The organism is Kitasatospora sp. NPDC042419 (genome assembly GCF_056437345.1).
Map to the genome: position 1 here is coordinate 178,042 of NZ_JBWKAW010000002.1, position 25,987 is coordinate 204,028.

26 protein-coding genes are annotated in these 25,987 nt (G+C 73.4%); 14 read left to right on the top strand and 12 right to left on the bottom strand.

Features of this window, described 5'->3' with window-relative positions:
• Nucleotides 1-245 precede the first annotated feature (245 nt).
• Nucleotides 246-1,559, top strand: coding sequence for a GNAT family N-acetyltransferase (locus tag AC067J_RS04535; RefSeq protein ID WP_478296494.1), 1,314 nt, complete (start codon nucleotides 246-248; stop codon nucleotides 1,557-1,559).
• Nucleotides 1,560-1,655: 96 nt separating this feature from the next.
• Here the strand turns inward: AC067J_RS04535 and AC067J_RS04540 are convergent, their stop codons facing one another.
• Complete coding sequence (locus AC067J_RS04540) at nucleotides 1,656-2,474, bottom strand: TetR/AcrR family transcriptional regulator (RefSeq protein ID WP_478296495.1); 819 nt, start codon at nucleotides 2,472-2,474, stop codon at nucleotides 1,656-1,658.
• A gap of 184 nt (nucleotides 2,475-2,658) precedes the next feature.
• Between AC067J_RS04540 and AC067J_RS04545 the strand changes: the two genes are divergently transcribed.
• Nucleotides 2,659-3,219 carry an N-acetyltransferase family protein gene (locus AC067J_RS04545; protein ID WP_478296496.1) on the top strand — a complete coding sequence of 187 codons (561 nt, stop codon included), beginning with the start codon at nucleotides 2,659-2,661 and terminating at the stop codon, nucleotides 3,217-3,219.
• On the opposite strand, the gene AC067J_RS04550 is transcribed toward AC067J_RS04545, so the two are convergent.
• Nucleotides 3,204-3,704 carry a macro domain-containing protein gene (locus tag AC067J_RS04550; RefSeq protein ID WP_478296497.1) on the bottom strand — a complete coding sequence of 167 codons (501 nt, stop codon included), beginning with the start codon at nucleotides 3,702-3,704 and terminating at the stop codon, nucleotides 3,204-3,206. The two genes, AC067J_RS04545 and AC067J_RS04550, sit on opposite strands and share 16 nt — an antisense overlap.
• Before the next feature lie 10 nt (nucleotides 3,705-3,714).
• Entirely contained in the window at nucleotides 3,715-5,073 is a 1,359-nt protein-coding gene (locus tag AC067J_RS04555) for an MFS transporter (protein WP_478296498.1), read from the bottom strand.
• 139 nt (nucleotides 5,074-5,212) lie between these two features.
• Here AC067J_RS04555 and AC067J_RS04560 point away from each other — a divergent pair, with 139 nt between their 5' ends.
• Nucleotides 5,213-6,178, top strand: coding sequence for a LysR family transcriptional regulator (locus tag AC067J_RS04560; protein ID WP_478296499.1), 966 nt, complete (start codon nucleotides 5,213-5,215; stop codon nucleotides 6,176-6,178).
• Between the two features lie 360 nt (nucleotides 6,179-6,538).
• Here the strand turns inward: AC067J_RS04560 and AC067J_RS04565 are convergent, their stop codons facing one another.
• Together AC067J_RS04565 and AC067J_RS04570 are read right to left on the bottom strand one after the other, a co-directional pair.
• On the bottom strand, nucleotides 6,539-7,147 hold the full coding sequence (locus tag AC067J_RS04565) for a YceI family protein (protein WP_478296500.1): 609 nt from the start codon (nucleotides 7,145-7,147) through the stop codon (nucleotides 6,539-6,541).
• A gap of 181 nt (nucleotides 7,148-7,328) precedes the next feature.
• Nucleotides 7,329-7,862, bottom strand: coding sequence for a DinB family protein (locus tag AC067J_RS04570; RefSeq protein WP_478296501.1), 534 nt, complete (start codon nucleotides 7,860-7,862; stop codon nucleotides 7,329-7,331).
• Between the two features lie 226 nt (nucleotides 7,863-8,088).
• On the opposite strand from AC067J_RS04570, the gene AC067J_RS04575 reads away from it, so the two are divergent.
• The 5 genes from AC067J_RS04575 (at nucleotide 8,089) to AC067J_RS04595 (ending at nucleotide 11,636) form a co-directional block, all read left to right on the top strand.
• A complete protein-coding gene (locus AC067J_RS04575) occupies nucleotides 8,089-9,249 on the top strand; it encodes a DNA polymerase III subunit beta family protein (RefSeq protein WP_478296502.1) in 1,161 nt (386 codons plus the stop codon).
• Nucleotides 9,250-9,392: 143 nt separating this feature from the next.
• Nucleotides 9,393-10,118, top strand: coding sequence for a hypothetical protein (locus AC067J_RS04580; protein ID WP_478296503.1), 726 nt, complete (start codon nucleotides 9,393-9,395; stop codon nucleotides 10,116-10,118).
• 80 nt (nucleotides 10,119-10,198) lie between these two features.
• Entirely contained in the window at nucleotides 10,199-10,600 is a 402-nt protein-coding gene (locus tag AC067J_RS04585; RefSeq protein ID WP_478296504.1) for a helix-turn-helix domain-containing protein, read from the top strand.
• 20 nt (nucleotides 10,601-10,620) lie between these two features.
• Nucleotides 10,621-11,121 carry a hypothetical protein gene (locus AC067J_RS04590; protein WP_478296505.1) on the top strand — a complete coding sequence of 167 codons (501 nt, stop codon included), beginning with the start codon at nucleotides 10,621-10,623 and terminating at the stop codon, nucleotides 11,119-11,121.
• 164 nt (nucleotides 11,122-11,285) lie between these two features.
• Nucleotides 11,286-11,636, top strand: a complete 351-nt coding sequence (locus AC067J_RS04595) for a DUF2516 family protein (protein WP_478296506.1) — start codon at nucleotides 11,286-11,288, stop codon at nucleotides 11,634-11,636.
• Between the two features lie 238 nt (nucleotides 11,637-11,874).
• Here AC067J_RS04595 and AC067J_RS04600 read toward each other — a convergent pair whose 3' ends face one another.
• Entirely contained in the window at nucleotides 11,875-13,422 is a 1,548-nt protein-coding gene (locus AC067J_RS04600; protein WP_478296507.1) for a PP2C family protein-serine/threonine phosphatase, read from the bottom strand.
• A 239-nt stretch (nucleotides 13,423-13,661) separates the two neighbouring features.
• Here AC067J_RS04600 and AC067J_RS04605 point away from each other — a divergent pair, with 239 nt between their 5' ends.
• Nucleotides 13,662-14,219: an O-acetyl-ADP-ribose deacetylase gene (locus AC067J_RS04605; RefSeq protein WP_478296930.1), complete on the top strand. Its 558-nt coding sequence runs from the start codon at nucleotides 13,662-13,664 to the stop codon at nucleotides 14,217-14,219.
• A gap of 270 nt (nucleotides 14,220-14,489) precedes the next feature.
• Here AC067J_RS04605 and AC067J_RS04610 read toward each other — a convergent pair whose 3' ends face one another.
• The gene (locus AC067J_RS04610; protein WP_478296508.1) at nucleotides 14,490-15,320 is read right to left on the bottom strand and encodes a class I SAM-dependent methyltransferase; all 831 of its coding nucleotides are present in this window, start codon (nucleotides 15,318-15,320) and stop codon (nucleotides 14,490-14,492) included.
• Nucleotides 15,321-15,749: 429 nt separating this feature from the next.
• On the opposite strand from AC067J_RS04610, the gene AC067J_RS04615 reads away from it, so the two are divergent.
• Nucleotides 15,750-17,078, top strand: coding sequence for a glycosyltransferase (locus tag AC067J_RS04615; protein ID WP_478296931.1), 1,329 nt, complete (start codon nucleotides 15,750-15,752; stop codon nucleotides 17,076-17,078).
• A 216-nt stretch (nucleotides 17,079-17,294) separates the two neighbouring features.
• A complete protein-coding gene (locus AC067J_RS04620) occupies nucleotides 17,295-17,849 on the top strand; it encodes a type III secretion system chaperone family protein (protein WP_478296509.1) in 555 nt (184 codons plus the stop codon).
• 22 nt (nucleotides 17,850-17,871) lie between these two features.
• On the opposite strand, the gene AC067J_RS04625 is transcribed toward AC067J_RS04620, so the two are convergent.
• Nucleotides 17,872-19,227, bottom strand: coding sequence for an MDR family MFS transporter (locus tag AC067J_RS04625; RefSeq protein ID WP_478296510.1), 1,356 nt, complete (start codon nucleotides 19,225-19,227; stop codon nucleotides 17,872-17,874).
• Nucleotides 19,228-19,376: 149 nt separating this feature from the next.
• On the opposite strand from AC067J_RS04625, the gene AC067J_RS04630 reads away from it, so the two are divergent.
• On the top strand, nucleotides 19,377-20,135 hold the full coding sequence (locus tag AC067J_RS04630; protein WP_478296511.1) for a phosphoglyceromutase: 759 nt from the start codon (nucleotides 19,377-19,379) through the stop codon (nucleotides 20,133-20,135).
• 81 nt (nucleotides 20,136-20,216) lie between these two features.
• Here AC067J_RS04630 and AC067J_RS04635 read toward each other — a convergent pair whose 3' ends face one another.
• The 4 genes from AC067J_RS04635 to AC067J_RS04650 all read right to left on the bottom strand — a co-directional run bounded on the left by AC067J_RS04635 (nucleotide 20,217) and on the right by AC067J_RS04650 (nucleotide 24,263).
• Entirely contained in the window at nucleotides 20,217-21,455 is a 1,239-nt protein-coding gene (locus AC067J_RS04635; RefSeq protein WP_478296512.1) for a tyrosine-type recombinase/integrase, read from the bottom strand.
• Nucleotides 21,456-21,666: 211 nt separating this feature from the next.
• Complete coding sequence (locus tag AC067J_RS04640) at nucleotides 21,667-21,897, bottom strand: helix-turn-helix domain-containing protein (protein WP_478296513.1); 231 nt, start codon at nucleotides 21,895-21,897, stop codon at nucleotides 21,667-21,669.
• 1,168 nt (nucleotides 21,898-23,065) lie between these two features.
• Nucleotides 23,066-23,371, bottom strand: coding sequence for a helix-turn-helix domain-containing protein (locus AC067J_RS04645; RefSeq protein ID WP_478296514.1), 306 nt, complete (start codon nucleotides 23,369-23,371; stop codon nucleotides 23,066-23,068).
• Between the two features lie 475 nt (nucleotides 23,372-23,846).
• Nucleotides 23,847-24,263 carry a hypothetical protein gene (locus AC067J_RS04650; protein ID WP_478296515.1) on the bottom strand — a complete coding sequence of 139 codons (417 nt, stop codon included), beginning with the start codon at nucleotides 24,261-24,263 and terminating at the stop codon, nucleotides 23,847-23,849.
• A gap of 231 nt (nucleotides 24,264-24,494) precedes the next feature.
• On the opposite strand from AC067J_RS04650, the gene AC067J_RS04655 reads away from it, so the two are divergent.
• Complete coding sequence (locus tag AC067J_RS04655; protein WP_478296516.1) at nucleotides 24,495-25,250, top strand: GntR family transcriptional regulator; 756 nt, start codon at nucleotides 24,495-24,497, stop codon at nucleotides 25,248-25,250.
• Complete coding sequence (locus AC067J_RS04660) at nucleotides 25,247-25,780, top strand: GNAT family N-acetyltransferase (protein WP_478296517.1); 534 nt, start codon at nucleotides 25,247-25,249, stop codon at nucleotides 25,778-25,780. Before AC067J_RS04655 ends, AC067J_RS04660 begins: the two co-directional genes overlap by 4 nt.
• The last annotated feature ends 207 nt before the right edge of the window (nucleotides 25,781-25,987 follow it).

Consider the following 25,987-nt stretch of genomic DNA (forward strand, 5'->3'; position numbering starts at 1 on the left):
GCCCGGTGCCCGGTGCCCGGTGCGCGGCGGATCCCGCCGGCCCCGCTTCCACCGGCAGCCGCCACGGCCGTGCCGCGGGCGGCGTGGTTCCACAGGGACGTCCGGCCCCCGAGCAGCAGCCTGGCCACCCGCTCCCCGAGCCCGGCCACCCGCCCTCCCGATGCCGGCCACCCGCCCTCCGAGGCCCCCGTCGCACGGGGAATAAATCGGATGCCGCTGCCGAAATCCCGCCGTACGGTGGGCGAATGGGCAACGAAGCACGCGGCACGACCCGTGATCCGGGCAGCGGCCGACCGACGGAGCAGACCGACACCACCGGCGGGATCGAGATCCGGGCGATCGCCGAGGACGAGATCGAGGCGTGGGACCGGGCGCTCGCCGTCGGCTTCCTGCGCTCCCACGTCGGCAGCGCGGCCGACTACCGGCGCCGGCAGTGGGAGCCGGGCCGGATGCTCACGGCCGTGGACCAGGGCAGGTTCGTCGCCACCTTCCGCAGCTTCGACACCGAGCTGACCGTCCCCGGTGGCGCGGTCGTCACGGCGAACGCGCTGACCGCCGTCACCGTGACCGCCACCCACCGCCGGCGCGGCCTGCTCCGCGGCATGATGACCCGGGACCTCGCGGCCGCCCGTGAGCGCGGTGCGGCGGTCGCCGTCCTGATCGCCGCCGAGTACAACATCTACGGCCGCTTCGGCTTCGGCCCGGCCACCCGCGGCCACGGCTGGAACATCGACCTGCACCGCGCGGGCGGCCTGCGGGCCGGCCTGCCCACCGTGCCCGGCGGCCGGATCGACTTCGCCACCATGGCGGAGCTCCGAAAGCTCGGCCCGGAACTGCACGACCGCTGGCGGCTCACCCAGCCCGGCGCGATCGCCCGCGACGAGGTGATGTGGCAGCGCTACACCGGCGAGATCGAGGTGCCGGGCTTCGACTGGAAGGAGCCCTTCGCGGCCGTCCACCGGGACGCCGAGGGCACCGTCACCGGCCTGGCCGTCTACAAGGTCGACGACAACTGGGACGGCTCCTACCCCGACTGCACCCTCACCGTGCTCGACCTCATCGCCCTCGACCGGGGCGCCGCCGCCGAGCTGTGGCGGCTCGTCCTCTCGGTCGACTGGGTGCGCAAGGTCGTGGTGGAGAACATCGGCCCGGACGACCCGCTGCCGCTCCTGCTGAACGACCCGCGCGCGGCGACCCCGTACGCGGACAACGCGGACTTCATGTGGCTGCGGGTGCTGGACGTCGAGGCGGCCTTCAACGCCCGGACGTACGGCGTGCCGGGCCGGCTGGTGCTGGAGGTCGAGGACCGTGAGGGCCACGCGGCCGGGCGCTGGGCGATCGAGGCCGCCGCGGACGGCACCGGCCGCTGCACCCGGACCACGGACGAGGCCGATCTGGCACTGGACGCCTCGGTGCTGGGATCGATCTACCTGAGCGGCGAGACCGTGCCCCGGCTGGCCGCGGCCGGCCTGGTCACCGAGCTGCGCCGGGGCGCCGTGGCCGACGCCGACCTGTTGCTCCGCACGCCGCTGCTGGCCTGGAACATCGACGGCTTCTGATCCGTCGGACCGGATCGGATGGGGACCGGACCGGACCGGCCGGCCCGCCTCGCGCGGACCGGGCCGATCCCCGGGCCCGTGGCGGGCCCGCCGGGGTTACTTGACCGCCGTCTTGCCGATGGTGGGCAGGATGAAGTCCTGGATCAGGCCCTTGGCGTCGCGGACGATCGGGCGGAACACCCGGTAGCGCGAGAGGTTGATGACGCGCGCGGCCATGGGCGTCGAGCGCCGGACGAACTCCCGGGTCCGCTCGGTGTCCTCGGTCCGGTCGAAGACCCAGTACAGGACCACGACCATCAGGTGCAGCCACAGGACGTCGGGCAGCAGTTCCACCAGCTCGGTGTCCAGCTTGGGGGCCAGGTCGGAGCCCTCCAGCACTTCGCGGAACAGCGCCACGGCGGTGGCCCGGGCCGGGTGGGACTCGTTGGAGAACGGGCTCAGCGAGCTGGTCGGGTCGGCGGCGGTGCGGAAGAACTGTGCCGCGAACTCGTGGTACGGGGCGGCCGTGTCGAGCCACGAGACGAGCGCGATCTCCAGCCGCTCCGAGAACTCCCGCGTGTGGGCCATGCGGTTCCTGGCGTCCGCCGCGTGGTCGTACGTCATCCGGTCGTAGAACCCCTGGATCAGGAATTCCTTCGCCGAGAAGTAGTAGTACGCGTTGCCGACCGAGACGCCCGCCTCGGTGGCGATCGCCCGCATGGTCGTCTTCTCGTAACCGCGTTCCTGGAACAGCCGCATGGCCGTTTCCAGGATCAGGGCCCGGGTCTGCTCGCTCTTGTCGGTCTTGGGCTGGGCGCGGCTGCCGCGTGCCTCGGCCGGCGGCGCCGCGGGGTTCGGTCCGGCGCCGTCGGCGCTGTCCGTCCCGCTGCTGCCGCTGGTCCCGTTCGTACCGTTCGTCGCTGCCACGTCGTCCACGCGCCCGAGCCTAGCCCGATCGGCCGGTCCCGTCCGGTGCCGGTGCGGACGGCACCGGACGTCCCCTCCGCGTCCGGTGCCGCCGCGCCGCCCTGATGCCTTTCGAACGCGTTCAAAAGCACGGGGCGACTCTAGCGGTCGGGGTTGAACATGTTCAACTCCGGAGGTGTGGCAAGCTCGTCACATGATCACTACTATCCGGCGGGGCATCGCGGGGGACGCCGAGGCCGTGGCCGGGCTGCACGCCGACAGCTGGCGGACCGCCTACGCCGGCATCGTCCCCGCGCAGGCCCTCGGCGACGGGCTGGCCGCCCAGCGGCACGAGATCTGGGCCCTGCGGCTGACCGTGGACTACGGCGCGCCGGAGGTCACCCCCGAGCTGCTGGTCGCCGAACGGGCGGGCACCGTCGTCGGGTTCGCCTACCTCGTCCCCCAGCCCGACGGCCGGGTGCTGCTCGACAACCTGCACGTCCGTCCGGGCCTCACCGGGGGCGGCATCGGCCGCGAACTGCTGGACGCCGCACTCGCCCACGTCGCCGCCCACCACCCCGACGCCGACCTCTACCTGGAGGTGCTGAGCGCCAACACCCGGGCGATCGCGTTCTACGAGCGCGCCGGCGGCCGGCTCACGGCGGCCGGCGAGGGAGTCTTCCCCGGCGGCTTCCGACTGCCCGAGCGCGAGTACACCTGGCCGGCCGAGGAGCGCCGGGCGGGGGAGGTCACCGCCGGTCAGTCGCGGTCGTAGACCGTCACCGCCACCCCCCGGTCCACCAGGCGGGAAGTCACCAGCGGTTCCACCGGCTCCCACCGGCCGCCGGCCAGTCCGCATCCGATCCTCGGCATGTGGACGGACGCGCCCAGCCCGGCCGCGTGCCCGCCGAGCGAGGCCAGCGCGGTGTCGATCGCCTCGTACCGCACCGGCGGCGGCCCGGTCGAACCGGCCGTCCGGATGCCGCGCTGCCCGACCATGTTCGCCACCCAGAGGTACGGCTCGACCTGGACCAACTGCACCGCGCCCAGGCCGAAGTCGTTCCCCGCCCGCTCCCGGTGCCAGCGGCGGAACGCCCGCTCCGGCTCCGGCCACCTGCGCGACAGCGCCAGCACGAACCCCTTCCCCCACCCGCCGAGGTCGTTGCAGACGTGTGCGATCACCTTCACTCCCCGGCCCTGGGGCGCCGTGGCGTCACCACGGAGGTACCGAAGGGCCGGAACGGCCGTCTCCGTCGTCATGCGTCGAACGCTAGTGCGCCCCACTGACAGTCCGCGCGGGAGTTTCCGGGGCCGTGGTGGCCGTCCTTCCGGTGACCGTTCCCGAAACGGTCTCCACGACCGTTCCCGAGGCGGCTTCCACGGCCGTCCCCGACGCCGTCCGCGCGACCGTTCCCGCAGGGGGTTCCGCCGCCGCCCCCGCGCCCAGGTGCCGCCGGCCGGCCACGGCGATCAGCAGGGCGAGCGCGGCGGCACCGGCCGGCAGCCAGTAACCGGCCGCGGGGCCGGCGTGCTCGGCGACCACGCCGGCCAGCGAGGACCCGGTCGAGATCCCGATCACGATCCCGGACACCGCGACCGCCATCCCCTCGTTCAACTGCCGTGGCGGCAGCAGCTCCTGGACCAGCGTCATGCCGGTGACCATGGTCGGAGCGGTCCCCGTCCCGGCGACGAACAGCGCCACCCCGAGCAGCGCGAGCCCGGCCCCGCCCAGTCCGGCGGCCAGCGGCAGGAGCAGCAGCCCGGCCATCGCCGTGACGCCCCGCAGGAAGCGGACACCCGGCGCGCGGCGCGGCCGGAGCATCCCGAACACCAGCCCGGCCACGCAGGACCCGCCTGCCACCAGCGCTAGCAGCCCGCCGGCCACCGGCCGCCGGCCGAGCGCGTCGGCGTACGCGACGGTGGTCAGCTCCAGCGAGCCGAATAGCACCCCGGTGGCGAGGAAGGTCAGCACCAGCACCCGCAGCCCGGGCACCCGCAGCGGTGATCCGTGCCGCTCGCCCGCCGACCGCTCCGCGAGCGGCGGCTCGGTGCGCCGCTGGGCCGCGAAGAGCAGGGCGCCGCCGGTGCCGAGCACCCCGGCGCCGAGCATCCCGGCTTCCGGGGCCACCGTGGTGCAGAGCAGCATGCCGAGCACGGGCCCGGCCATGAAGCAGAGCTCGTCCAGCGACTGCTCGAAGGAGTTGGCCAGGTGCCGGGCCTCCGGGTCGTCCCGGTAGAGGTGCGCCCAGCGGGCCCGCGCCATGCCGCCCAGGTTGGGTGCGGCCGCGCAGGCCGCCCAGCAGGCGTACAGCGTCCAGTCGGGCGCCTCGAACCGGACGCAGAGCAGCAGACCGGTGAACGGCAGGGCGTTGTACAGGGCCGCGGGCACGGTCACCCGCGCCTGCCCGTACCGGTCGACGAGGCGTCCGATGAGTGGCATGCCGACCGCTCCCGCGGCGAGCCCGGCCGCCGCGACGGTGCCCGCCAGTGCGTACGAGCCGCGCCGTTCGGCGAGCAGCACCACCAGCGAGACACCGGTCATCGACATCGAGACCCGGCCGAGCAGCCCGGCGAGGGTGAAGGCGGTGGCGCCGGGCCGGCCGAACAGCCGTCGGTACGAGGCGAGCATGGGACTCCGAGGAGAGAGAGGGGGGGAAGGCCCTCAGTCTCGATCCGCCGGTCGGCCGCGGTCCAACACCTGTTGCGCCGCACTGACAACAGAACGCTGTCAATCGGACCGGCCCCGACCTCGTTGCTAGCCTGCCGCCATGTCCCGTGACCTGCACCCCCGCCTCCTCCGAGGCTTCGTCGCGACCGCCGAGACGCTGCACTTCGGCCGTGCCGCCGAGCGCCTGCACGTGGCCCAGCAGGCGCTCAGCCGGGACGTGCGCGCGCTGGAGCGACTGCTCGGCGACGCGCTGTTCACCCGGACCACGCGCAGCGTCGAACTCACCCCGGCCGGGCTCGGACTGCTGCCCCAGGCCCGCCGGTTGCTGGCCCTGCACGACGAGATCCTCACCGGCGCCGCCCACCGCCCGCTGCTGCTCGACCTCAACAGCGACGTCACCGGACCGGACCTCACCGGCGACCGGGTGCTCGAACGGGCCCGTGCCGCCTGGCCGGAGGGCGAACTCCTGGCCCGCTTCCACGGGGGTCTCGCGGCGGCCGCGGCCGAGCTGCTCGCCCACCGGCTGGACGTCTCGTTCGGCCGCTTCGCCGGTCTCCCGGCCGGCGTGCGGGCCCAACTCGCCCAGGTGCCGGTCCGGTTGGACCGGATATCGGTGATGATGACGGTTGCGCACCCGCTCGCGGACCGGCCGGTGCTGCGGCTGGCCGACCTGGCCGGCCACCCGGTCGACGTGTGCGCCGGCAACCCCGCCACCACCGAGTGGGCCGATCTCGGGGTCCGGCTGCTGCGTGAGCACGGGCTGACCCCGGCCGCGCCGTACGTCCCACCGGTCGGGGTGGACGAGACCGGCCGCTACCTCACCCGGCACGGCGACCCGATGCTGACCACCGTCGGCGGCCCGCTGATCCCGGGGGCGGTGAACGTGCCGCTGGTCGAGCCGGTGCCGCTCAGCCTGGTGAGCCTGGTGCACCGCCCGGACCTGCGCCACCCCGGGCTCGCGGCGCTGCGGGCGGCGGCCGCCGAACTCGGTGCGCGCGAGGGGTGGTTGCGCCGACCGGCGGACAGTTGGCTGCCGGCGCCGGACGCCGCGCTGCTCGCGCCCTGAGCGATGCGCCGGGCGGGTTGGCCGGGCGGGCAGGGCGGGTTGGGGCGAGTCCGGACGGTCCGGGCGACCCGGGCGGCGCGTCGAAGGGAGTCCCGGGCGGTGCGTCGAAGGGAGTCCCGGGCGGTGCGATGAGCCGCCGCCCGGCGAGGTGCGGGGGCGGCCGTCAGATCCGTGTGCGAACCGGGTGCGCGGCAGGAATCACCGTGCGAACGACGGATGTTGTGGACGGATACCACCTCGCCCCTGCCGCTCGGGGGTCGGCAGGGGCGAGGTGGGTGCGGGCGCGCGGTCGGCCGGGGGAGCCGGCGGGCGCGCCCGCGGTCCGCGGGGGCGCAGGGCCCGTGGTCGGGGTCGGCCGGGTCAGGCCGCCTGCACGGCGGAGATGTCGAAGCTGAGCTTGACCTTCTCGCCGATCAGCACGCCGCCGGTCTCCAGCGCGGCGTTGTAGGTCAGGCCCCAGTCGGTGCGGTCGAGGACGGCCGAGCCCTCGAAGCCGACCCGCACCGCGCCGTAGGCGTCGGTGGCACTGCCGGTGAAGTCGAGGTCCAGGACGATCGGGCGGGTGGTGTCCTTGATCGTCAGCTCGCCGGTCATCCGGTAGGAGTCGCCGCGCACCTGCTCGGCGGAGGTGCTGCGGAAGCGCATCTCGGGGTAGGTCTCGGCGGCGAAGAAGTCGCCGGTGCGGAGGTGCTCGTCGCGCTGGGCCTGGTTGGTGTCGATGCTCGCGACCTTGATCACCAGTTCGGCGCTGGACTCGGTCGGGGTGGTGCCGTCCAGGTGGAGCCTGCCGTCGTACTCGGTGAAGCGGCCCTTGACGTTGGTGACCATCGCATGACGGACCGAGAAGCCGATCTCGCTGTGGGTGGTGTCGATCGTCCAGTCGCCGGTGAGGTGGCCGAGGTCGGGGCCTGCCGGAGTGTCGATGACGGCGGTCGCGGCGGTGGTCTTGGTGCGGTTGAACAGGCCCATGGCTCCTCCTCGGGTTCGAAGCCATTTGTTTAGGCTTCAACTTGATGGCTCCACCATAGACCCACTTCGTTCAAAGTTCAACCAATGAGGCGACGGCCCCGGCCCGGAATGTCCGGGCCGGGGCCGTCGCGGGGCGCCGTTGCGGTGGGGGGGGGTGCCGTCGTGGCCGGGGCGCGGCCCGTCAGCCGGCCTGCGTCAGCTCCTCGTCGACCAGCTCGAACGCGGTCCGCCCGTCCAGCGACTCGCGGATGATGTCGGCGTGCCCGGCGTGCCGGGCCGCCTCCTCGATCAGGTGCAGCAGCACCCAGCGTGCGGTGCGCCGCGAGCCGGCCGGGAACCACGGAGCCTCCGGCAGCGGCGCGTCGACCTCCAGGTCCGGCAGCTCCCCGATGATCCGCTCGGTCTCCGCCGCGACCTCCTCGTACTGCTTCAGCCAGCCCGCCAGGGTCTCGCCCTCGGCCAGCGCGAAGGAGCTCTCCTGGTGGTCGTGCCGGCCCTCCGGGCGGCCCAGCAGGATGCCGACGACCCATTCGCGCTCGCAGATCGCCGCGTGCTTGACCAGCTCGGCCAGCGAGAGCGCGCTGGCGCTCGGCCGCGCGGCCGCCTGCTCCTCGGTCAGACCGAGGACGGCCCGGCGCAGGCCGCCGCGCTGGGCGGCGATGAAGGAGAGGAGGGCGTTGCGCTCGTCGGTCTCGGCGTTCACCAGGGTGGGCACGGTCGGCAGGCCTCTCGTCGATGGGGTGTTCCCGCTTCGGTAGTACCGAAGGTATCGGCCGAGTAGGTCAGATTCTGTCCTCGTCGTGCCGCGCTTCCGAGGTCGTCCGCGAACCGCCGCATCGGTATCGTCGGACCTCCGGCGCCCGGCTTCCGAGCGGGCCCGGCCGCGCGGCCCGCCCCCGCGCCTTGACCCTCGACCTGGTCGAGCCCCCAGAGTCCCCGGTATGGAGAGCGACCTGCGCAGCATCGGTGAGCTGGCCCGCGACAGCGGCCTGAGCGTGAGCGCGCTGCGCTTCTACGACGGCGCCGACGTGCTCGCCCCCGCCTGGGTCGATCCGCAGACCGGCTACCGCTGGTACGCGCCGGGGCAGCTCGCCGACGCCCGGCTGCTGGCCCGGCTCCGGCGGGTGGGCCTGCCGCTGGCCGACATCCGCGCCGTGCTCGGCGCGGCCCCCGGCACCGGCACCGCCCACCGGGTCGTCGACGCGCACCTGCGCCGGCTGGAGGACGGCCTCGCCGATGCCCGCCGCGAGCTCTCCCTGATCCGCAGGCTGATCGACCAGAGGGAGAGCCCCGTGACCACCACCGCCACCGAGCACCGCTTCGCCGTCCCCGCCCGGGAGTTGGCCGACGCCCTGGACGCCGTCCGCTTCGCCGTCGGCAGCGACCCCGAGCTGCCGGTCCTGTCGGGTGTGCTGTTCGACCTGGACGGCGGCCTGCTGCGGCTGGTCGCCACCGACCGCTACCGGATGGCGCTCGCCGAACTGCCCGTGACCGCCGACCCGGTGGCCGGCGGCTCCGACGGCTCCGGTGGCTCCGACGGTCCCGGCGCCACCGCGTCCGTCGCCGCCACCGCGTCAGTCGCCGCCATCGTGCCGACCGCCCTGGCCGACGCCGTCCGGGCACTGCTCGGCTCGGGCGCCGAGCGGGCGGAGCTGACCCTCGGCGCCGGGGTCGTCCGGGTCGAGACCGGCGGCCACCGCGTCGAGGGCGCGGCCCTCGATCACGACTACCCCGACTACCGCGCGCTGGTCCGGCTCGACCCCGTCCGCCGGGTGGGCCTGTCCGCGGCCGAACTCCGCGACGCCGTCCGGTCCGCCGCCACCGGCAGCCTGCCGTCCGGCCCGCACGGCGCCGACTGCGAGGTCACCGTCCTCACCCTCGACGCCGACGGCCGGCTGACCGTCGCCGCCCCCGACGCCGACCCCGCCCCCGAGGCCGTCCGGGTGGCGGTCAACCGCGACTTCCTGCTGGAGGCCCTCCCGGCCGACGCGCCCGGGCAGCTCGTCCTCGAACTCGGCGGCCCCGTCGCCCCGCTCGCCATCCGCACCCCCGGCCACCCCGGGACGTTCTCGATCCTGATGCCCGTCCGCCTCCCGGCCTGAGCCGCCGACCCGCCCGACCCGCCGACCCGCCCCGACCCGACCTCCGCGCCCAGGGGGTGGGACGCGGCATCGGTCGTCGTCCCGCCCGATCCGACACCCGAGGGCCCTGGGTCCCGCGTTCGGCGGTGCGATTCAATGCCTGGGTGGCGAACTGGGCAGAGGTGTACGACTGTCGCTTCGACACCGATCGCGTCCCCGAGCTCCTGGAGCGCGTGGAGGGCGGGGACGACGCCGATGCGTGGAAGGAGCTGGGGTACCGGCTGGTCCTCGAACACGACTTGGTGTCGCCCGCCGGCTTCGTGGCGCTGCCGCGCCTCGTGCGCCTCGCGTCCGGCAGCGCGTCGGCGCGTCGTCTGGCCGGCGAGATCCTCGAACGCGCGGCGGGACACCACGGCTGCGACGATCTGCTCGCAGACTGCGCGGACGCGGTCTCGGAGTTCCGGGAGCTGCTGGACAGGCACCTGCGGTCGCGGCCGGCCGACCACCTCGCAGCCTTCCGCGCACTGCTCGCAACCGAGGGGCAGTTCCACTGGGCGGCCGTCCTGGGGGACTTCACGGACGACTTCTACCGCGTGGACTGCCCCCACTGTGCCGTGGAGGTGACGATCGCCATCGGTGACCACGGGCGTTACTCGACGGTCCGGGACTGGCACCTGGGAGACGTGAACCGACGTGACCTGCGGCCGGTGTCCCCGGCGGCTCTCTCCGGCGTCGGCCGGTGGATGCACGGGATCGCCGCCCGCGACGGGGAAGACGCGCTCTCCGAGGGGATCGCCCACCTGTTCGGCGATGCGGAGTGTCCCAGCTGTGCCTGCGTGTTCAACGTCGCGGATGAGTACACCTCGGCCAACCGCCCGGTCCTGACCTAAGGACCGCTGCCGCCGGCCGGGCGTTTGCTGGCGCTAGCGGCCTGCTTGCATTTGCAAGCAGCGTGGGGCAGGGTGGTCGCATGGCCTCACTGAACGTCGGCTCGCTGGGCGAGTACATCCGCGAGCAGCGTCGGAACGCGCAGTACTCGCTGCGGCAGTTGGCGGAGGCCGCCGGCGTGTCCAATCCGTACCTCAGCCAGATCGAGCGAGGGTTGCGCAAGCCGAGCGCGGAGATCCTGCAGCAGATCGCCAAGGCGCTGCGGATCTCGGCGGAGACGCTCTACGTCCAGGCCGGGATCCTGGAGGAGCGGCGCGGTGAGGGCCTGGAACTGCGGGCCTCGATCCTCGCCGATCCACTGATCAACGAGCAGCAGAAGCAGGCGCTGCTCGCGGTCTACGACGCCTTCCTCAAGGAGAACGCCACCGACGGGAAGCCCGGCGCGGGCGAGCGCACGGACGAGGACGAGGGCAAGGCACCCTAAACACCACGGGAGGACCGGCCATGCCGATCACGGACGACATCAAGAAGACCCTGACCGACCCGACCCCGCTCTACGCCCTCGCGGGCGCCGGGGACATCGCCTACGAGAAGCTGCGCGAGGTCCCGGGCAAGGTGGAGGCGCTCGCGGCGGACCGCAAGGGCACCCAGGAGAAGGCCGCCGCCCGGCTGGCCGAGGCCCAGGCCAGGCTGGTCGAGGCGCAGGCGAAGGTCGCCGAGTCGGTCACCACCCTGCCGACCGACCTCAAGGTGCTGCAGGAGAAGGCGCAGAGCTTCGCGCTCCAGCAGGTCGGCCGTGCGGTCGAGTTGGCGGTGAAGGCCAAGGAGACGTACGACGAGCTGGCCGAGCGCGGCAAGGTCGTGGTCGACCGGGGCCGGGTCGACGCCGACGGTGACGCGGTCGAGCCCGAGCCGGCGGGTGCCGAGCCGATCGAGGCGGAGCTGGTCGAGGAGGACGCGCCCGCCCCCAGGAAGGGCGGCCGCACCCGCAAGTCCGCCGAGTAGGAGCCGGGCAGACGTCCGGTGGGAGCCACGCGGGAGCCGGGCCGAGCGCCGCGGGGCGGACCGGGGCACCACCGGCGCCGCCGGGACGTTGACACCCTGGCGGGCGGCTCACCGTGCCAGGATGGGCGGCAGGGGGCCGCAGTCGAGACGCAGAGGAGGCCGTGATGGCCGGAGTGGGCCAGATCCTGGTCTTGGACTACCTGAATCCGTTCTGGTGGCTGGCCGTTGCCATCCTGGGCTACAAGCTCTACGCGCTGATCGACGCGGTCACCCGGCCGGAGGACGCCTACCGGGCGGCGGACAAGAAGACCAAGGGGTTCTGGCTGGCGGTCCTCGGTATCGCGTTCGGGCTGGACCTGCTCTTCGGGGCGGACTTCCTGACCAGCTTCCTCACCCTGGCGGGCCTGGTCGCGGCGATCGTCTACGTGGTGGACGTCCGCCCGGCGATCCGGGCGCTGACCGACCGGGGCGGCCGGGGTGACCGGCGCAACATGGGGCCGTACGGGCCCTGGTAGGGGCAGGCGGCGGAGGGAACTCCGAGCCCCGGTCTCCGCAGGTCCGTCCTGCGGGGGCCGGGGCTCTTCGCTGCCCGCCCGCTGCCCGCAGCCGCCCGTCACCTTCCCGCGGCAGTCCGGCCGACCGCCGTCCTGCCGACCGCCGTCCTGCCGACCGCCGCCCTGCCGACCGCCGTCCTGACCGTTCCGTCCGTGCAGGACGGGACGGCCGGGACGGTCTGGACGGCCCGGGGCGGCCTCAGCCCAGGATCAGCTGCACGGGGTTGCGCTCCAGCAGCAGCACCGCGACGTCGTCCGTCAGCGCACCGCCGTTCAGCTCCTCGACCTCGGCGATCGCGCTGTCGACCAGCCGCCCCCTGGTCAGTCCGGCGGACTGGTGGTCGCCGACCAGGTCCGCCAGCCCGTCCTGGCCGAGGCGGCGGGACCCGGCGCCGACCCGGCCCTCGATCAGTCCGTCCGTGTACAGCATCAGCCGCCAGCCGGGGCGGAGTTCGAACCGGTGCGACGGCCAGACCGCCTGGCCGTCGTCGCAGGGGAGGAGGCCGAGAGCGGGGCCGGCGTGCTCGGACGGCAGGGTGACGGGTGCGTGGTCCGCGCCGAGCAGCAGCGGCGCGGGGTGGCCGGCGAGGTAGAGCCGGGCCCCCTCGGCGCCGCCCGGGGTCCCGGGGTCGCCCGGTTCGATGACCAGCATGCAGAGCGTCGCGAAGATCTCGTCGCTCCGGCGCTCGTGCTCCAGCACGTGCTGGAGGGTGCTGAGCAGGGCCTCGCCGGTGAGGCCGGCGAAGACCAGGGTGCGCCACGCTATCCGGAGCGCCACCCCGAGGGCGGCCTCGTCGGGGCCGTGGCCGCAGACGTCGCCGATCACCACGTGGACGGTGCCGTCGTCGGTGCGCACGGCGTCGTAGAAGTCGCCGCCGAGCAGCGCGCGGCGGCGACCGGGGCGGTAGCGCCGGGTGAAGGAGAGGTCGGCGCCGTCCAGCAGCGGGGTGGGCAGCAGGTGGCGCTGCAGACGGGCGTTCTCCTGGCCGCGCAGTTCGGCCTCGACCAGGCGGCGCTGCGACTCGTCGGCGCGCTTGCGTTCGACCGCGTACCGCAGGGCCCGGGCCAGCAGCGGGCCGTCGGTCTCGTTCTTGATCAGGAAGTCCTGGGCGCCTGCGGCCACGGCCGCCGCGCCCAGTTCGGCGCCGGCGGCGTCGGTGAGCACCACGACGGCGGTGTGCGGCGCCCGGCGGAGCAGCTCGTGCAGGCCCTCCAGGCCGTCGGACGGGTCCGAGGGGTGGGGCAGGTCGGCGGGGGCGTCGAGGTCGAGCAGGACGCAGCTGAAGTCGTTGCCGCGGGACCGGCCGCGCCGGGTGCCGGACGGGGTGGGGGCGAGCATGTCGGCGGCCTGGTCCAGGCCGCGGGCCCAGTGGATCTCGATGGGGGCGCCGCTGTCGGCGACCGCCGCCTTGAGCAGTTGGGCGTCGGAGGCGTCGTCCTCGATGACCAGCAGCTTGAGCGGGGCGGTGGCCGGTGCGGAGGGGGAGCGGACCGGGGCGGTGGGCCTCCCGGCGCTCCTGCCGTCGGCCGCGGCGGTGGGGGCTCCGGTGGCGGCTCCGGCCCTCGCGTTGGAGGCGCCGGTGTCCGACCGGGGGTGAGGTATCGGCGCGGTCGCCGTGCGGGGTGCGGCCGGTTGCTCGGCGTGGGCCTGGGCGGATCGGTCGCGGGCACACCTGGCGTGGGTGCTGTCCACGGCACCGGGCAGGTCCGCGGCACCAGGCGCCCGCCCGTCTCCCGTTGCGGGCATCGGTTGATCCTCCTCTTCCCCGAATGCGTAACGGCCGGCGTCCGTCCGCAGTGCCCGCTTGGCACCCCGCGGCGGGGAACTTCTCGCGACCATAACGTGATCTCCGGGGATTTCTCTGGCCGACCGGCGCCGTTGTGGCTATCGCCACGCCGGTGGCGGTGTGTTGGATGGGAGCGGGGACATCGGCGGAGGCCCGTGCCGACGGGCGTGCGGACGGGCCGGAGGAAGGGGACGGCATGGTGGTGCGGATCACCCTGGTCGAGGGTGACATCACGGCGCAGCAGGTGGACGTGGTGGTGAACGCCGCCAACTCCTCTCTGCTGGGCGGCGGTGGCGTGGACGGTGCGATCCACCGCAAGGGCGGCCCGCGGATCCTGGAGGAGTGCCGCGGACTGCGGGCCTCGCGGTACGGCCGGGGCCTGCCCACCGGACAGGCGGTGGCGACCACGGCCGGCGACCTGTCGGCGCGCTGGGTGGTGCACACCGTGGGGCCGGTTCATCTTGAGGACGAGTACGACGAGCGGGCGGAGCTACTGGCCTCCTGCTACCGCGAGTCGCTCCGGGTGGCGGCGGAGCTGGGCGCGCGCACGGTGGCCTTCCCGGCGGTGTCGGCCGGGGTGTACGGGTGGCCGCCGGCGGATGCGGCCAGGATCGCGCTCGGAACCGTCGCGGAGGTGACGGCGGAGCCGGGGTTCGGCGGTGGACTGGAGGAGGTGCGGTTCGTGCTGTTCGGGAGCGGGATGTACGAGGTGTTCGCGGGTGTGGGGCGGGAACTCGGTCTGGCGGGGCAGGAGTGAGGCCCTGCCCGGGTGCCCCCATGGTGGCGTGGCGGGGCGTCAACACGCCATAGATATTCGATAACTCGTTCGAGTGAATCCGCAGACTCGCTCACCGGCTCCCGGGCGTCGGCGGACCTTCGGGGGCGTCCGGACGCGGTCGGCGGACCGGTCCCGGAACCCGGCCCGACCGGACACGGGCGGCGGGCCCCTCCGGACGTCCGCGACGGGCCCTTCCGGGCACCTCGGGTGCGGGCATCCCGGGCGCGGGAACCCCGGGCACGGGGGCCGCTACGGCGCCAGCGCCGCCCAGGGCAGGGTGGCCTCGCCCTGCCGCCACCGCCCCCGCGCGTCCACCAACGGCCAGTCGCCCGCCAGCGAGGCGCAGGCGGCGACCCAGCGCTGCCGGGCGCCGAACGCCCCGTACGGCGCGGCCGCCGCCCAGGCGCGGTCGAAGTCGCGGAGGAAGGCGTGCACCGGTCGGCCCGGCACGTTGTGGTGGATGAGCGCCTTGGGCAGCCGTTCGGCCAGGTCGGACGGCTGGCCGAGGCCGCCCAGCCGGGCCGCGAAGGTCACCGTCCGGGGCCCCTCCGGGCCGAGCGCCACCCACACGTGCCGACGGCCGACCTCGTCGCAGGTGCCCTCGACCAGCAGCCCGTCCGGAGCCAGCCGGGCGCACAGCCGCTCCCACACCCCGGCCACCGCCGACTCGTCGTACTGGCGCAGCACGTTCGCGGCCCGGATCAGCTGGGCCGGTGCGCCCCCGTCCAGCGGCACCTCGAAGCCGCCGCGCCGGAAGGTCAGCAGCGGCGGCACCGCGTACGGCAGGGCGGCGGCCACCCGGGCCGGTTCGATCTCGATCCCGACCACCCGGACGTCCGGCCGCACGGCGCGCAGCCGTCCGGACAGCTCGACCGCCGTCCAGGGCGCCGCGCCGTACCCGAGGTCCACGGCGACCGGCGGGCGGCCGGCGGAGCGCAGCGCGGGCCCGAGCGCGTGCGCGATCCAGCGGTCCATCCGCCGCAGCCGGTTGGTGTTGGTGGTGCCGCGCGTCACGGTGCCCACCGGCCGTCCCGTCCGCGCGCGGACGGGCGCGGACGGGGAGTCGAAGGAGGCGGCCATGCCCCACAGCGTACGTGGCCCGTCCGGGCGCCCGGCGCGGCTCCGGGGGCCCCGGGCGGCCCGGGCGCGCGGCCCCCGCGCACGGGGTACCCGGCGGATCCGCCGTCCCGTCCGCCATCTCATGCAGCGAGACGGGAATGCCGGTCGGTGACCACGTGGTTGGCACACTGGTGGTGACGCGTGCCCGGACGGGGCGGCACGCCGCCGTGGCGCAGCAGGTGTCGCGGCGGTGCGGCGTGGGCGGAATCGCGCACACCGACAGCACGCAGCAGGCAAGCAGGCTGCAGAGACGGGCAGCACAGAGGAGGCTTCAGCCAGGTGATCCAGCACCCCGTCCGTTCGGTTCGCCGTGCCCAGCCGGCCCCGCCCGCGCGCGGCCGGCTCCAGTCGCTCGTCCAGGGCCGTCAGCGCCGCCCGCGCCGGATAGCCATGCTCAGCGTCCACACGTCACCGCTGCACCAGCCCGGCACCGGGGACGCGGGCGGCATGAACGTCTACATCGTGGAGCTGGCCAAGCGCCTCGCCGAGCTCGACATCGAGGTCGAGGTCTTCACCCGGGCGATCTGCTCGGACGACGCGCCCACCGTCGAGCTGGCCCCCGGGGTGCTGGTCCGGCACGTCACGGCCGGTCCGTACGAGGGCCTGGTGAAGGAGGACCTGCCGGCCCAGCTGTGCGCCTTCACCCACGGCGTGCTCCGCACCGAGGCCGGGCACCGCCCCGGCCACTACGACCTGGTGCACTCGCACTACTGGCTCTCCGGCCAGGTCGGCTGGCTGGCCGCGCAGCGCTGGGGCGTGCCGCTGGTGCACACCATGCACACCATGGCCAAGGTGAAGAACGCCGCGCTGGCCGAGGGGGACACCCCCGAGCCGGCCGCCCGGGTGATCGGCGAGACCCAGGTGGTGGAGGCGGCCGACCGGCTGATCGCCAACACCACCGAGGAGGCCGCCGAGCTGGCCCGCTTCTACGCGGCCCGCCCGGACCAGCTGGCCGTGGTCCACCCCGGCGTCAACCTGGACGTCTTCCGCCCGGGCGGCCCGGGGGGCTCGAACCCCGCCGGCCTCCTGAGCGCCTCGCCCGCGTCGAGCGCGCGGGCCGCCGCGGCGGCCCGTCGTGCGGCCCGGGCCCGGCTCGGCCTGCCGCCGGACGCCGCCGTGCTGCTCTTCGCCGGCCGGATCCAGCCGCTGAAGGCCCCCGACGTGCTGCTGCGCGCGGTCGCCGAGCTGCTGGAGCGGCGGCCGGAGCTGCGGGAGCGGCTGGTGGTGCCGGTGGTCGGCGGCCCGTCCGGCACCGGCCTGGCCAAGCCGGAGAGCCTGCACAAGCTCGCCGCGCAGCTGGGCATCGGCGACGTGGTGAGGTTCCACCCGCCGGTGGGCCAGACACTGCTCGCCGAGTGGTACCGGGCGGCGACGGCGCTGGTGATGCCCTCGTACAGCGAGTCGTTCGGGCTGGTCGCGCTGGAGGCGCAGGCCTGCGGCACGCCGGTGGTGGCGGCCGCGGTGGGCGGTCTGCCGGTCGCGGTGCGGGACGGTGTGACGGGCACCCTGGTCCACGGGCACGACCCGCTGGCCTGGTCGCGCGCGCTGGAACCGTACGTCACCGACCCGGGCCTGGTGGCCCGGCAGGGCGACGCGGCGGCCCGGCACGCGGCCGGGTTCGGCTGGGACAGTGCCGCCGCGACCACGGCCGAGGTGTACGCCGGCAGCCTGGCCCGCCCGGCCGGGCGGCTCGCCGGCTCCCGGCTGCGGCTGGTCTGACGGCTGCGGCCGCCCCACACCGGCGGGCGGTCCACACCGGCGGGCGGTCCACACCGGCGGCCGGTCCGCCGGCGGCGGCGACCGCACGGGCCCTCCCGCGGCGGGCCCGACCCCGGGGGCCCTCCCGCGCGGGCCCGCCGCGGGAGGGGGAACGGCGGGGGTGTCCGGCCGGTGTGCTGCTGCGCCGGCGCCGTACCGCCGAGTAACGTCACCCCCATGGCAATCCGCACCAAGGACGAGGCCCTGACCCTCCTGCGCGCCGCCCTGGACGAGGCCGGGGTGGCCTGGGAGCCGGCCCCCACCGACCCGTACACGCTGGTGGCGACCCTCCCGGGCAACCGGAAGCTCAGCACCACCTGCGCCCTGCGGGTCGGCGACCACACCCTCTCGGTGAACGCCTTCGTGGTCCGGCGCCCCGACGAGAACCACGAGGCGGTCTACCGCTGGCTGCTGGAGCGGAACACCCGGCTGTACGGCGTCGCCTACGCCGTCGACGCGCTCGGGGACGTCTACCTGGCGGGCCGGCTGCCGTTGGAGGCGCTGACCCCGGACACCGTGGACCGGCTGCTCGGCACCGTGCTGGAGAACGCCGACGAGCCGTTCAACACGCTGCTGGAGCTGGGCTTCGCCACCGCGATCCGCCGTGAGTGGGAGTGGCGCACCAAGCGGGGGGAGTCCACCCGCAACCTGGTGGCATTCGCCCACCTCGCCGGCCCGGCCGGCACCGGCGCGACGCCGTCCGCCGGTACCGAGGGCACCGGCGCCGAGTAGCGGCCCGGCTCGACGGCCCGGCTCAGCCGCCCGTCGAGGCCCGCTCCGGCTCGGCGTCCGCCTTCCGGAGCACCTTGGGCGTCGCCGCCCCGGGCGCCGCCGGCACCGGCGCGGGCCCGGCCGCGGCGGTCGTCGCCGGAGGCCCGGTCACGACCGCCGCCAGCGCCGCGCCCGGCCGCCGCCCGAGCAGCACGTACCCGGCCGCCGCGACCGTCCCGCAGGCCGCGCAGGCACCCCACATCACCGCGCTGCCGGCCCGCTCCAGCAGCACCCCGCCGACCGCCGGTCCGAGGAAGGAGGCGAGCGACCAGGAGAGCGAGTAGACGCCCTGGTAGCGGCCGCGCGCCTCGGTCGGCGAGAGCTCGGCGACCAGGCCCATCATGGTCGGGGCGTTCAGGATCTCCCCGATCGTCCAGACCGCCACGGTGAAGGCGTAGAACCACGCCGAGGACCCGGCGAGCGCGGTCAGCCCGAAGCCCCAGCCGATGAACAGCGCGCTGGCGACCAGCAGGGCGGTCCGGTCGCGCCCCTCCATCCACCGGGTGAGCGGGATCTGGAGCACCACGATGAGCAGCCCGTTGAGGCCGATCACCAGCCCGTACTGGGTGGCGGTGATGCCGGCCCGCCCCATGTCCACGGCGAGCGTGGTGGAGCCCTGCTGCGCGACCAGGGCGAGCAGCAGGTTGAGCGCGACCACCGCCATGAAGCGGCCGTCCCGGAACACCGTGCCGAGGCCGATGGCGGGCGTGCCCGGCTTCGCGGCCGGGGTGTCCGGCCTGGTCTCGGGTATCCGGACGAAGATGACCACCGCGCAGACCAGCGTGGAGAACGCGTCCAGCAGGAAGAGCGTGAGGTAGCCGTGGGTGGCGATCAGGCCGGCGGCGGCGGCCGAGAGGCCGAAGCCGATGTTGATCGCCCAGTAGTTCAGCGCGTAGGCGCGGACGCGGTCCTCGGCGGGCACGATGTCCGCGATGATCGCGGAGGTGGCGGGCCGGGTGGCGTTGTTGCAGAGGCCGACCAGGAAGGCGACCACCGCGATGGCCACCTGGCCGTCGGTGAAGCCGAGCACGGCCGTGAACAGCGCCGTCCCGAGCTGCGCGGCGACCAGGGTCGGCCGCCGCCCGATCCGGTCGGTGAGCACCCCGGCGCCGACCGACGCGACGGCCGAGCCGAGGCCGAAGAGCGAGGCGACGAGCCCCGCGTAGGAGGCCGAGTAGCCCCGCTCGGTGGTCAGGTAGAGGGCGAGGAAGGTGACGACGAACGCGCCGAGCTTGTTGATGAGCGTGGACGTCCAGAGCCACCAGAACTGGCGGGGGAGCCCGCTCAGGGCCTCGGTCACGGCTCTGCCGGCGCGGGCGGACAAGGACAGGTCGGGCATGTGGGGGCTCCCGGGCAGGCGGATGTCCGCTGAGCGGGAAGGGCAGGACCGCTCAGCTCGCAAGTAAGTGTCACTAACGCTGTGCACACATTACTCATCCGGCGAGGCCCCCACCAGGGGGTTTCCGGTGCTCCACTAAGCTGGAGGCCATGGCTGACACGACGTACCGACTTATCCTGCTCCGTCACGGCGAGAGCCAGTGGAACCAGAAGAACCTGTTCACCGGTTGGGTCGACGTCGACCTCAACGAGAAGGGCGAGAAGGAGGCCGCGCGCGGCGGCGAGCTCCTCTCCGCCGAGGGCTACCTCCCGGACGTGCTGCACACCTCGCTGCTGCGCCGCGCGATCCGCACCTCCCAGATCGCCCTGGACAAGGCCGACCGCCACTGGATCCCGGTCAGCCGCAGCTGGCGCCTGAACGAGCGGCACTACGGTGCCCTCCAGGGCAAGGACAAGGCCCAGACCCTGGCCGAGTTCGGCGAGGAGCAGTTCCAGCTCTGGCGCCGCTCGTACGACACCCCGCCGCCGGTGCTGGCCGACGACGCCGAGTACTCGCAGGCCGGTGACGCCCGCTACGCCGACATCCCGAGCGAGCTGCGTCCGCGCACCGAGTGCCTGAAGGACGTCGTCGAGCGGATGCTCCCGTACTGGTACGACGCGATCGTCCCGGACCTCGCCGCCGGCAAGACCGTCCTGGTCACCGCCCACGGCAACAGCCTGCGCGCACTGGTCAAGCACCTCGACGGCATCTCCGACGAGGACATCGCCGGCCTGAACATCCCGACCGGCATCCCGCTGGTCTACGAGCTGGACGCCGACTTCAAGCCGGTCGTCAAGGGCGGCCGCTACCTCGACGCGGACGCCGCCGCGGCCGCCATCGAGGCGGTCAAGAACCAGGGCAAGAAGTAACCCACCTGGCGAAACGGCCCCCCACCTGCGCATTCAGCGCTGGTGAGGGGCCGTCTTCATTTCCGGGCCGTCTGTGGGCCGTCAGCCTTCGTGATCTTGAACCCCGAAGACCCCTTCGATCGCCTTCCGGGCGCGGTCCCGGCTGTCCGGCAGCAGGTGCGCGTACACCCGCAGCGTCAGCCCCGGATCGGCGTGCCCCAGGTACTCGCTGACGACCTTGATGCTCTCCCCGGCGTCCAGCAGCACCGAGGCGTAGAAGTGCCGCAGCGCGTGCATGCCGTGCTCCCGAGCGGCGGCGTGGGACTCCCCCTTGGCCCGGGGCGGGATCACCCCGGCGGAGGCCAGCGCGGGCTTCCAGTAGTCCTCGTTGAGCATGCCGCGCCAGACGATCGAGTCCGACAGGCTTGTGAAGATCAGTTGCTTGGTGACCGGTGGCCCGCCGGTCTTCATCCACGGCAGGGTGATCTCCACCGGAGGGAAGCGCTCGATGTGGGCCCGGAGCGCGTCCGCCACCGGGCCCGGGAGCGGCACGCTCCGCAGCGTCCCGCCCTTCGGCGGGGCGAACACCGGCTTGCTGAGGCTGAGCTTCAGCTGCTGGGTGACGTGCATCGTGCCCGCCACGAAGTCCAGCGCGTCCATGGCCAGCCCCAGGATCTCGCCCTGCCGAAGCCCGCAGCCGGCGCCCACGTCGACCGTCGCCCGGTACCGCTCGGTCATCGCGGCCCGGACGGCGAACACCCGGTCCGGCTGCCACGGGACGACCCGCTTCGACCCGACGACCGGCGGCTTGACCGTCTGCGCGGCGCACGGGTTCCTGGGCAGATGACCGTCGTCCACGGCCGCGCTCAGCACGGCACGGACGTTGGAGAAGATGACCCGGGCGTACGAGCCGGAGATGCCCGACGTCTCCAACTGCGCCACGAACTCCCGGATGTGCCCCGGCTGGAACGACCCGAGCGGCCGGGCCCCGATCCGCGGGAAGGCGTGCCGCCGGAGCTGCGAGCGCATCGACGCCTGCGTGTTGGGGTCGCTGGTCTGACTCCTCAGCCAGTGTTCGGCGAACTCCTGGAACGTGGTCTTCGCGGCCATCGGGTCGAGGTACTGCCCGCGCGACATGTCAGCCTCGATCCGGGTCAGCCAGTCCTCGGCCAGCCGCTTCTGGCGGTCGGGGAAGCTCTTGCTCTTCTCGGTGCCGTCGGGCCCGATGTAGCGGGCGCGGTAGCGCTTGCCGGTGCCGTAGCGGTCGGTGCGGACGCGGTGGGGCTTGCCGTCGGGGCCGGTCTCGGTCTTGTACCAGCGGTCTTGGATGTGGCCGGCCATGGGGCCGCTCCTCGAGGTCGGGGGGTGGGTGTGGTGGGGCAGGGAGGGAGGCGTCCGGGGCGGTGATGGGTGGTGGATCCGGGGTGTTCGGGAGGGTGCGTGGGCGCTTCCCTGCCTCCCTGTGGCGGTGTCGCTGCTGATCAGGGACTGTTCGGTGGTCAGGGAGGCGGGGAGGGAGTTCTCCCTGCCTCCCTGGCGGCTCCCTGGCGGTTCAGGCGGCGTCGCGGGTCCGGTCGGTGACCCATTGGGCGACGGCGTCGGGGTGGTAGCGGAGGTGGCGGCCGACGCGGAAGGCGGGCGGGCCGGTGCGCTTGCGGCGCCACTGGTAGACGGTCTCCAGGGGGACGCCGAAGAGGGAGGCGATGTCCTCGGGAGTGAGGAAGCGGGCAGGGAGGGCGGTCACGGCGGGCCGGGTGTCGGCGGGGGTGCTGCGGTTGGCCACGGGCCTCTCCTCGGGGCGGTTGCGGCGGGCGTCAGGATCAGGTGTCAGGGGCCGTCAGCGGCCGTCTGACACCGCGTTTGCCTAGGGGTTTGGGTGTCAGCGGGTGTCAGGTGTCAGGGGGTGTCAGAGCGGCTGGCGGCGGCCGGGGTGGTGCCGGGCGCGGTGCCTAGCACTAGCGGCTGGCGGGGGTGTCGGGGGGTGTGCTGGGGGCGGCTTTCGGGGTGTCGCGGTGGGGCGCCCTTGATCGCTAGGTGGCTGGTCAGGGGCTGGTTTGCTTGGTAGCGGGGTTGCTAGGTCTAGCGAGGGTGGACGCTGGGTCCGGGTGCCGGTTCCGGGGTCCGGCGGGGCGCGGAGGGGGGAGCGGGCGGGGCTTCTGGCGGCCGTCGTGTTGTCCCAGGTGGGGATTTCTGCGTCACCGCGTCACCTGCGACACCCGGGCCCTGTGACCTGGGGTTTTGGGTGACGTAGCGGCGGGGGCCTGCGTCACCCGTGCGTCACCGGCTGCGTCACCGCATGACACGGGGGATCGAGCGGTGCCCGGGAGTTGTCCGAGGTGCGGATTTCTGCGTCATTGCGTCATCTTCGACATGCGGGCCTGTGACCTGGGCTTTTGCATGACGAAGCGGCCGGGGGCTGCGTCATCGGTGCGTCATGGGCTGCGTCATGGCATGTCGCACATGTCGCAGGATGACGCAGCCGTTGGTGTCTGCGTCATGGTCATTGGTGCAGGTCAGGGGCTGTTTTCCGGCTCGCATGACGCACATGTCGCAGCGTTCTCCTACTTAGGAAAAGAGGAGGGGCTGTTGTAGTTGGGGTGTGGTGACGCAGATCTGGGTCTGCGGGTGACGCGGTGACGCAGGGGTGACGCAGAGGATGCCGTCTGCGTCACCCGTGTTGTCGCAGGTCAGAGGCGGTTTTTCGGCTCTGGGTGACGCGGTGACGCAGAGCTTCCCTTCTTAGGAAAAAGGGAGGGGCTGTTCTTGTAGTGAGCGTGATCCTCAGGGCGTGATGAGGAGCCGCTGCGCGGCACGACCTTCGGCGGCTTCGCCGAACAGCAAGAGGAGCACCTGGCGCCGGGCGCGACCGGTGCTCTTCTTGCTTGTCCGCCGGCGCCGGGCGTCCAGTTTTCTGGACACGGCGGCCGCTTCGGAGCGGGCGGTGGGGCGGGTCAGCTTCGGGGCGTGGTCCAGGGGGAGCGCTCCCGGCTGCTGGACGGGGCTGCGGCGGCGACGGCGGACAGGCCTGCGGGCAGTCCGGTGGCGGCCAGGTAGGCGCGGAAGGCGTCGCGGGGGATGCGGACCTGGCCCCGGCCGTTGCCGACCCGGTAGGCGTCCAGGCGCCCGCTGCGGGCCATGCGCCAGACGGTCTCCTGCGACAGTCGCAGGGCGTAGGCGACCTGGGGCACCGTCAGGTAGTCCGTCGGGTCCGGGTCCGTGAGCGGCGCTGGGTCGGCAGTCATCGGCGGGGTGTTCATGAGGGTCTCCTCAGTCGGGTGGCGGGTCGGGAATGCGGTCGGGCCGGATGCTCACCGACGCTCACGGGCGCTCACGACGCCCGTGTCCACCGCTCACGTGGGCGCCGGTCCCGGGGGCCGGGGGCGGCGGTTCCAGGGACCGGAAGTCGGCCCCGCTCATGGGTCGGGAGTTGGGCTTGTAGTCGGGGTGTTCGCCCGTGAGCGGGTCGGCTGTCGGTCGGGTTGTTGCTGCTGGTCAGTGGGCGACCGATGCAGTTCCGTAAAGGGCGGGAAGTGCTTCCGGGAATGCGGGAACGGTCGGCGGGAACGCCGGGAACGGTCCCGTGAGCGGCGGTGAGCGGTCGGGTGTTCACCGGGCCGGTCGGCCGCCGGGGAGTCGGCCGACCAGGGGCGGAACGCGGTCGGCCGACTGGTCCAGGTGAGCGGGTGGTGAGCGCCCGTGGGCGCCGGTGAGCGCTCGCCCGGGTCGGGGTGTTCAGTCGGTGGGCGCGATCCGGGGGGCGGCCGGTTCGGGGGCGGTGACGCCGAAGATGTGGGTGATGACGGTGCCGAGGCGCACCGCGAAGTCGTGGAGGGCGGAGGCGTGGCGGCCGGTGTAGATGTCCATGGCCATCTCGGCGTAGTCCTCGGCCACGTCCACGGCGGTCTGCGCCATGGCGAACCACAGGCACTCGATGACCTTGGACTCGTTGCCGGGCTCCAGGTCCTCGCGCATCAGCAGCGCGCTCGGAGTGAACAGCAGGCGGCCGAGGATCTCGGCGAACGACAGGTGCAGGGTCATCTGCACCGCCACGCGCGGGGCGCTCTCGCTGTCGTCCGGGTCGCCGAACACGCCCACCTGGGAGCGGATCGGGCCGACGGTCAGTGGCTGGGTGGCGAGCGAAGCGTGCATGATGGAACTCCCTTCACTGGGGCATGGAGCGGCGTGCTGACTTGGCGGTTTGAGCGCCGCTCCATGGCAAAGTCCTGGCATGGTCTGCATTGTCCGAACAATGCTGCCGGTGAAGAGATTGGCACGCTCGGCGACCGAAGGTCAAGCGCATCGTTCGCATTGACTAGACAATGCGTCGTGAGCTGCTGTTTCATGGTCTGCATGTCAGCGATGCGATCTGGGCGAGCGCCCATGTACCAGCAGATCTCCGACGCGCTGAGGCAGAAGATCGCGGATGGGACGCTCCCGGCCGGCGCGCAGTTGCCGACCGAGGCCGACCTGATCGCGCAGTTCGGCGTCGGGCGAGGCACTGTGCGGCAGGCGCTCGGCGCGCTGGTCAACGAAGGCTTGGTCGTGCCGATGAGGCCCCGGGGCTACTTCGTGAAGGAGCGCCGGCCCATGGTGTTCCGACCGCAGGCCGAATTCCGCAAGCGCCCCTACTCGGCCGAGATGGACGCCTTCGTCACGGAGCACTCGGCGGAGGGGCGGAAGCCGCGCCAGCTCATCGAGGTGGCCATCGTGGAGCCTGCGCCGGACATCGCGAAGCGCCTGAATCTGGAGGCCGGAGAGCTAGCTGCGGTGCGTCGGCGTATCCGCTGGCTCGACGACGAGCCGTTCAACGTGAACGACAGCTACTTCCCGCTGGACATCGTCCGCGACTCCGAAATCATGCGGCCGGAGGACATCACGCGCGGCGCGAACGAGGTGCTCGCCGAGCTGGGCTACCGCCAGGTGCAGGCGCTCGACGAACTGTACGTGCGGATGCCGACTCCCGAGGAAGCGCACCGCCTTGAGCTGGGGCCGGGAAGTCCCGTGGCGTACCACGTCTGCACCGGATTCACGGCCGACGGCCGACCGGTGCGCGTCGCGGTGACTGTGCTGCCAGGGGACCGGCATGTCATCTCGTACGAGCGGCAGTGGGAGCAGCCGCAGGATGGTGCCGAATGACCGAGCTGGAGATGCGAGCAGCAATGCCGGACGAACTTCCCCTGGTTGAGGGGCTGCTGACCGGCGCGGGCGCATGGCTGGCGTTGCTCGGGAGCGACCAGTGGCAGTTTCCCCCGCGCCGGGAACGGTTGCTTGACTCGATGAGTCGGGGGGAGTGCTTCCTCGCCTTCCGCGACGGCGAGCCGGTTGGAACGCTGACCGTCGACGAGGAGGCGGATCCGGAGTTCTGGCAGGCCGACGACGAGCCGGGGGCGGCGCTGTACGTGCACCGGATGGCCATTGCTCGCGCGGTGGCCGGCCAGGCCGTAGGCGCGCAGATGCTGCGCTGGGCGGCGGCCCGTGCGGCGGCTGCGGGCAAGTCCAGCCTTCGGCTCGATGCGTGGAAGACGAACCCTGGGTTGCACCGGTACTACCTGGGGCAGGGCTTCGTCCTGGTGCGGACCGTGGATTTGTCCCACCGGCAGTCGGGCGCACTCTTTGAGCGGGTCGTAGGTCACGGAAGGTCAACCGAAATGAAGCACGAGTCGTAGTTTTTGTGTGAGTTGCACCACCGGATATTTAACTTCAAAATAGGGCATTCCGACGTTCTCGATGCATTTTTCACGGTACTCTTTGTCTTGTCAGGGTGGGTTGCTTTCGGATATGTGGTAGGGCGGTATCGCTCCAGGTCAGGTGCGTATTCGGTGGCGTGGTGCATGACTCCGGCCGAGGTGAATCCGCTGGCCGAAGGGGTGCCC

Excerpts from the sequence above, each read along its gene's own strand:
- AC067J_RS04535 (WP_478296494.1), top strand. The coding sequence starts at position 246 with ATGGGCAACGAAGCACGCGGCACGACCCGTGATCCGGGCAGCGGCCGA.
- AC067J_RS04545 (WP_478296496.1), top strand. The coding sequence starts at position 2,659 with ATGATCACTACTATCCGGCGGGGCATCGCGGGGGACGCCGAGGCCGTG.
- AC067J_RS04550 (WP_478296497.1), bottom strand. The coding sequence starts at position 3,704 with ATGACGACGGAGACGGCCGTTCCGGCCCTTCGGTACCTCCGTGGTGAC.
- AC067J_RS04555 (WP_478296498.1), bottom strand. The coding sequence starts at position 5,073 with ATGCTCGCCTCGTACCGACGGCTGTTCGGCCGGCCCGGCGCCACCGCC.
- AC067J_RS04560 (WP_478296499.1), top strand. The coding sequence starts at position 5,213 with ATGTCCCGTGACCTGCACCCCCGCCTCCTCCGAGGCTTCGTCGCGACC.
- AC067J_RS04565 (WP_478296500.1), bottom strand. The coding sequence starts at position 7,147 with ATGGGCCTGTTCAACCGCACCAAGACCACCGCCGCGACCGCCGTCATC.
- AC067J_RS04575 (WP_478296502.1), top strand. The coding sequence starts at position 8,089 with ATGGAGAGCGACCTGCGCAGCATCGGTGAGCTGGCCCGCGACAGCGGC.
- AC067J_RS04585 (WP_478296504.1), top strand. The coding sequence starts at position 10,199 with ATGGCCTCACTGAACGTCGGCTCGCTGGGCGAGTACATCCGCGAGCAG.
- AC067J_RS04590 (WP_478296505.1), top strand. The coding sequence starts at position 10,621 with ATGCCGATCACGGACGACATCAAGAAGACCCTGACCGACCCGACCCCG.
- AC067J_RS04595 (WP_478296506.1), top strand. The coding sequence starts at position 11,286 with ATGGCCGGAGTGGGCCAGATCCTGGTCTTGGACTACCTGAATCCGTTC.
- AC067J_RS04600 (WP_478296507.1), bottom strand. The coding sequence starts at position 13,422 with ATGCCCGCAACGGGAGACGGGCGGGCGCCTGGTGCCGCGGACCTGCCC.
- AC067J_RS04610 (WP_478296508.1), bottom strand. The coding sequence starts at position 15,320 with ATGGCCGCCTCCTTCGACTCCCCGTCCGCGCCCGTCCGCGCGCGGACG.
- AC067J_RS04615 (WP_478296931.1), top strand. The coding sequence starts at position 15,750 with ATGCTCAGCGTCCACACGTCACCGCTGCACCAGCCCGGCACCGGGGAC.
- AC067J_RS04620 (WP_478296509.1), top strand. The coding sequence starts at position 17,295 with ATGGCAATCCGCACCAAGGACGAGGCCCTGACCCTCCTGCGCGCCGCC.
- AC067J_RS04625 (WP_478296510.1), bottom strand. The coding sequence starts at position 19,227 with ATGCCCGACCTGTCCTTGTCCGCCCGCGCCGGCAGAGCCGTGACCGAG.
- AC067J_RS04630 (WP_478296511.1), top strand. The coding sequence starts at position 19,377 with ATGGCTGACACGACGTACCGACTTATCCTGCTCCGTCACGGCGAGAGC.
- AC067J_RS04635 (WP_478296512.1), bottom strand. The coding sequence starts at position 21,455 with ATGGCCGGCCACATCCAAGACCGCTGGTACAAGACCGAGACCGGCCCC.
- AC067J_RS04645 (WP_478296514.1), bottom strand. The coding sequence starts at position 23,371 with ATGAACACCCCGCCGATGACTGCCGACCCAGCGCCGCTCACGGACCCG.
- AC067J_RS04650 (WP_478296515.1), bottom strand. The coding sequence starts at position 24,263 with ATGCACGCTTCGCTCGCCACCCAGCCACTGACCGTCGGCCCGATCCGC.
- AC067J_RS04655 (WP_478296516.1), top strand. The coding sequence starts at position 24,495 with ATGTACCAGCAGATCTCCGACGCGCTGAGGCAGAAGATCGCGGATGGG.
- AC067J_RS04660 (WP_478296517.1), top strand. The coding sequence starts at position 25,247 with ATGACCGAGCTGGAGATGCGAGCAGCAATGCCGGACGAACTTCCCCTG.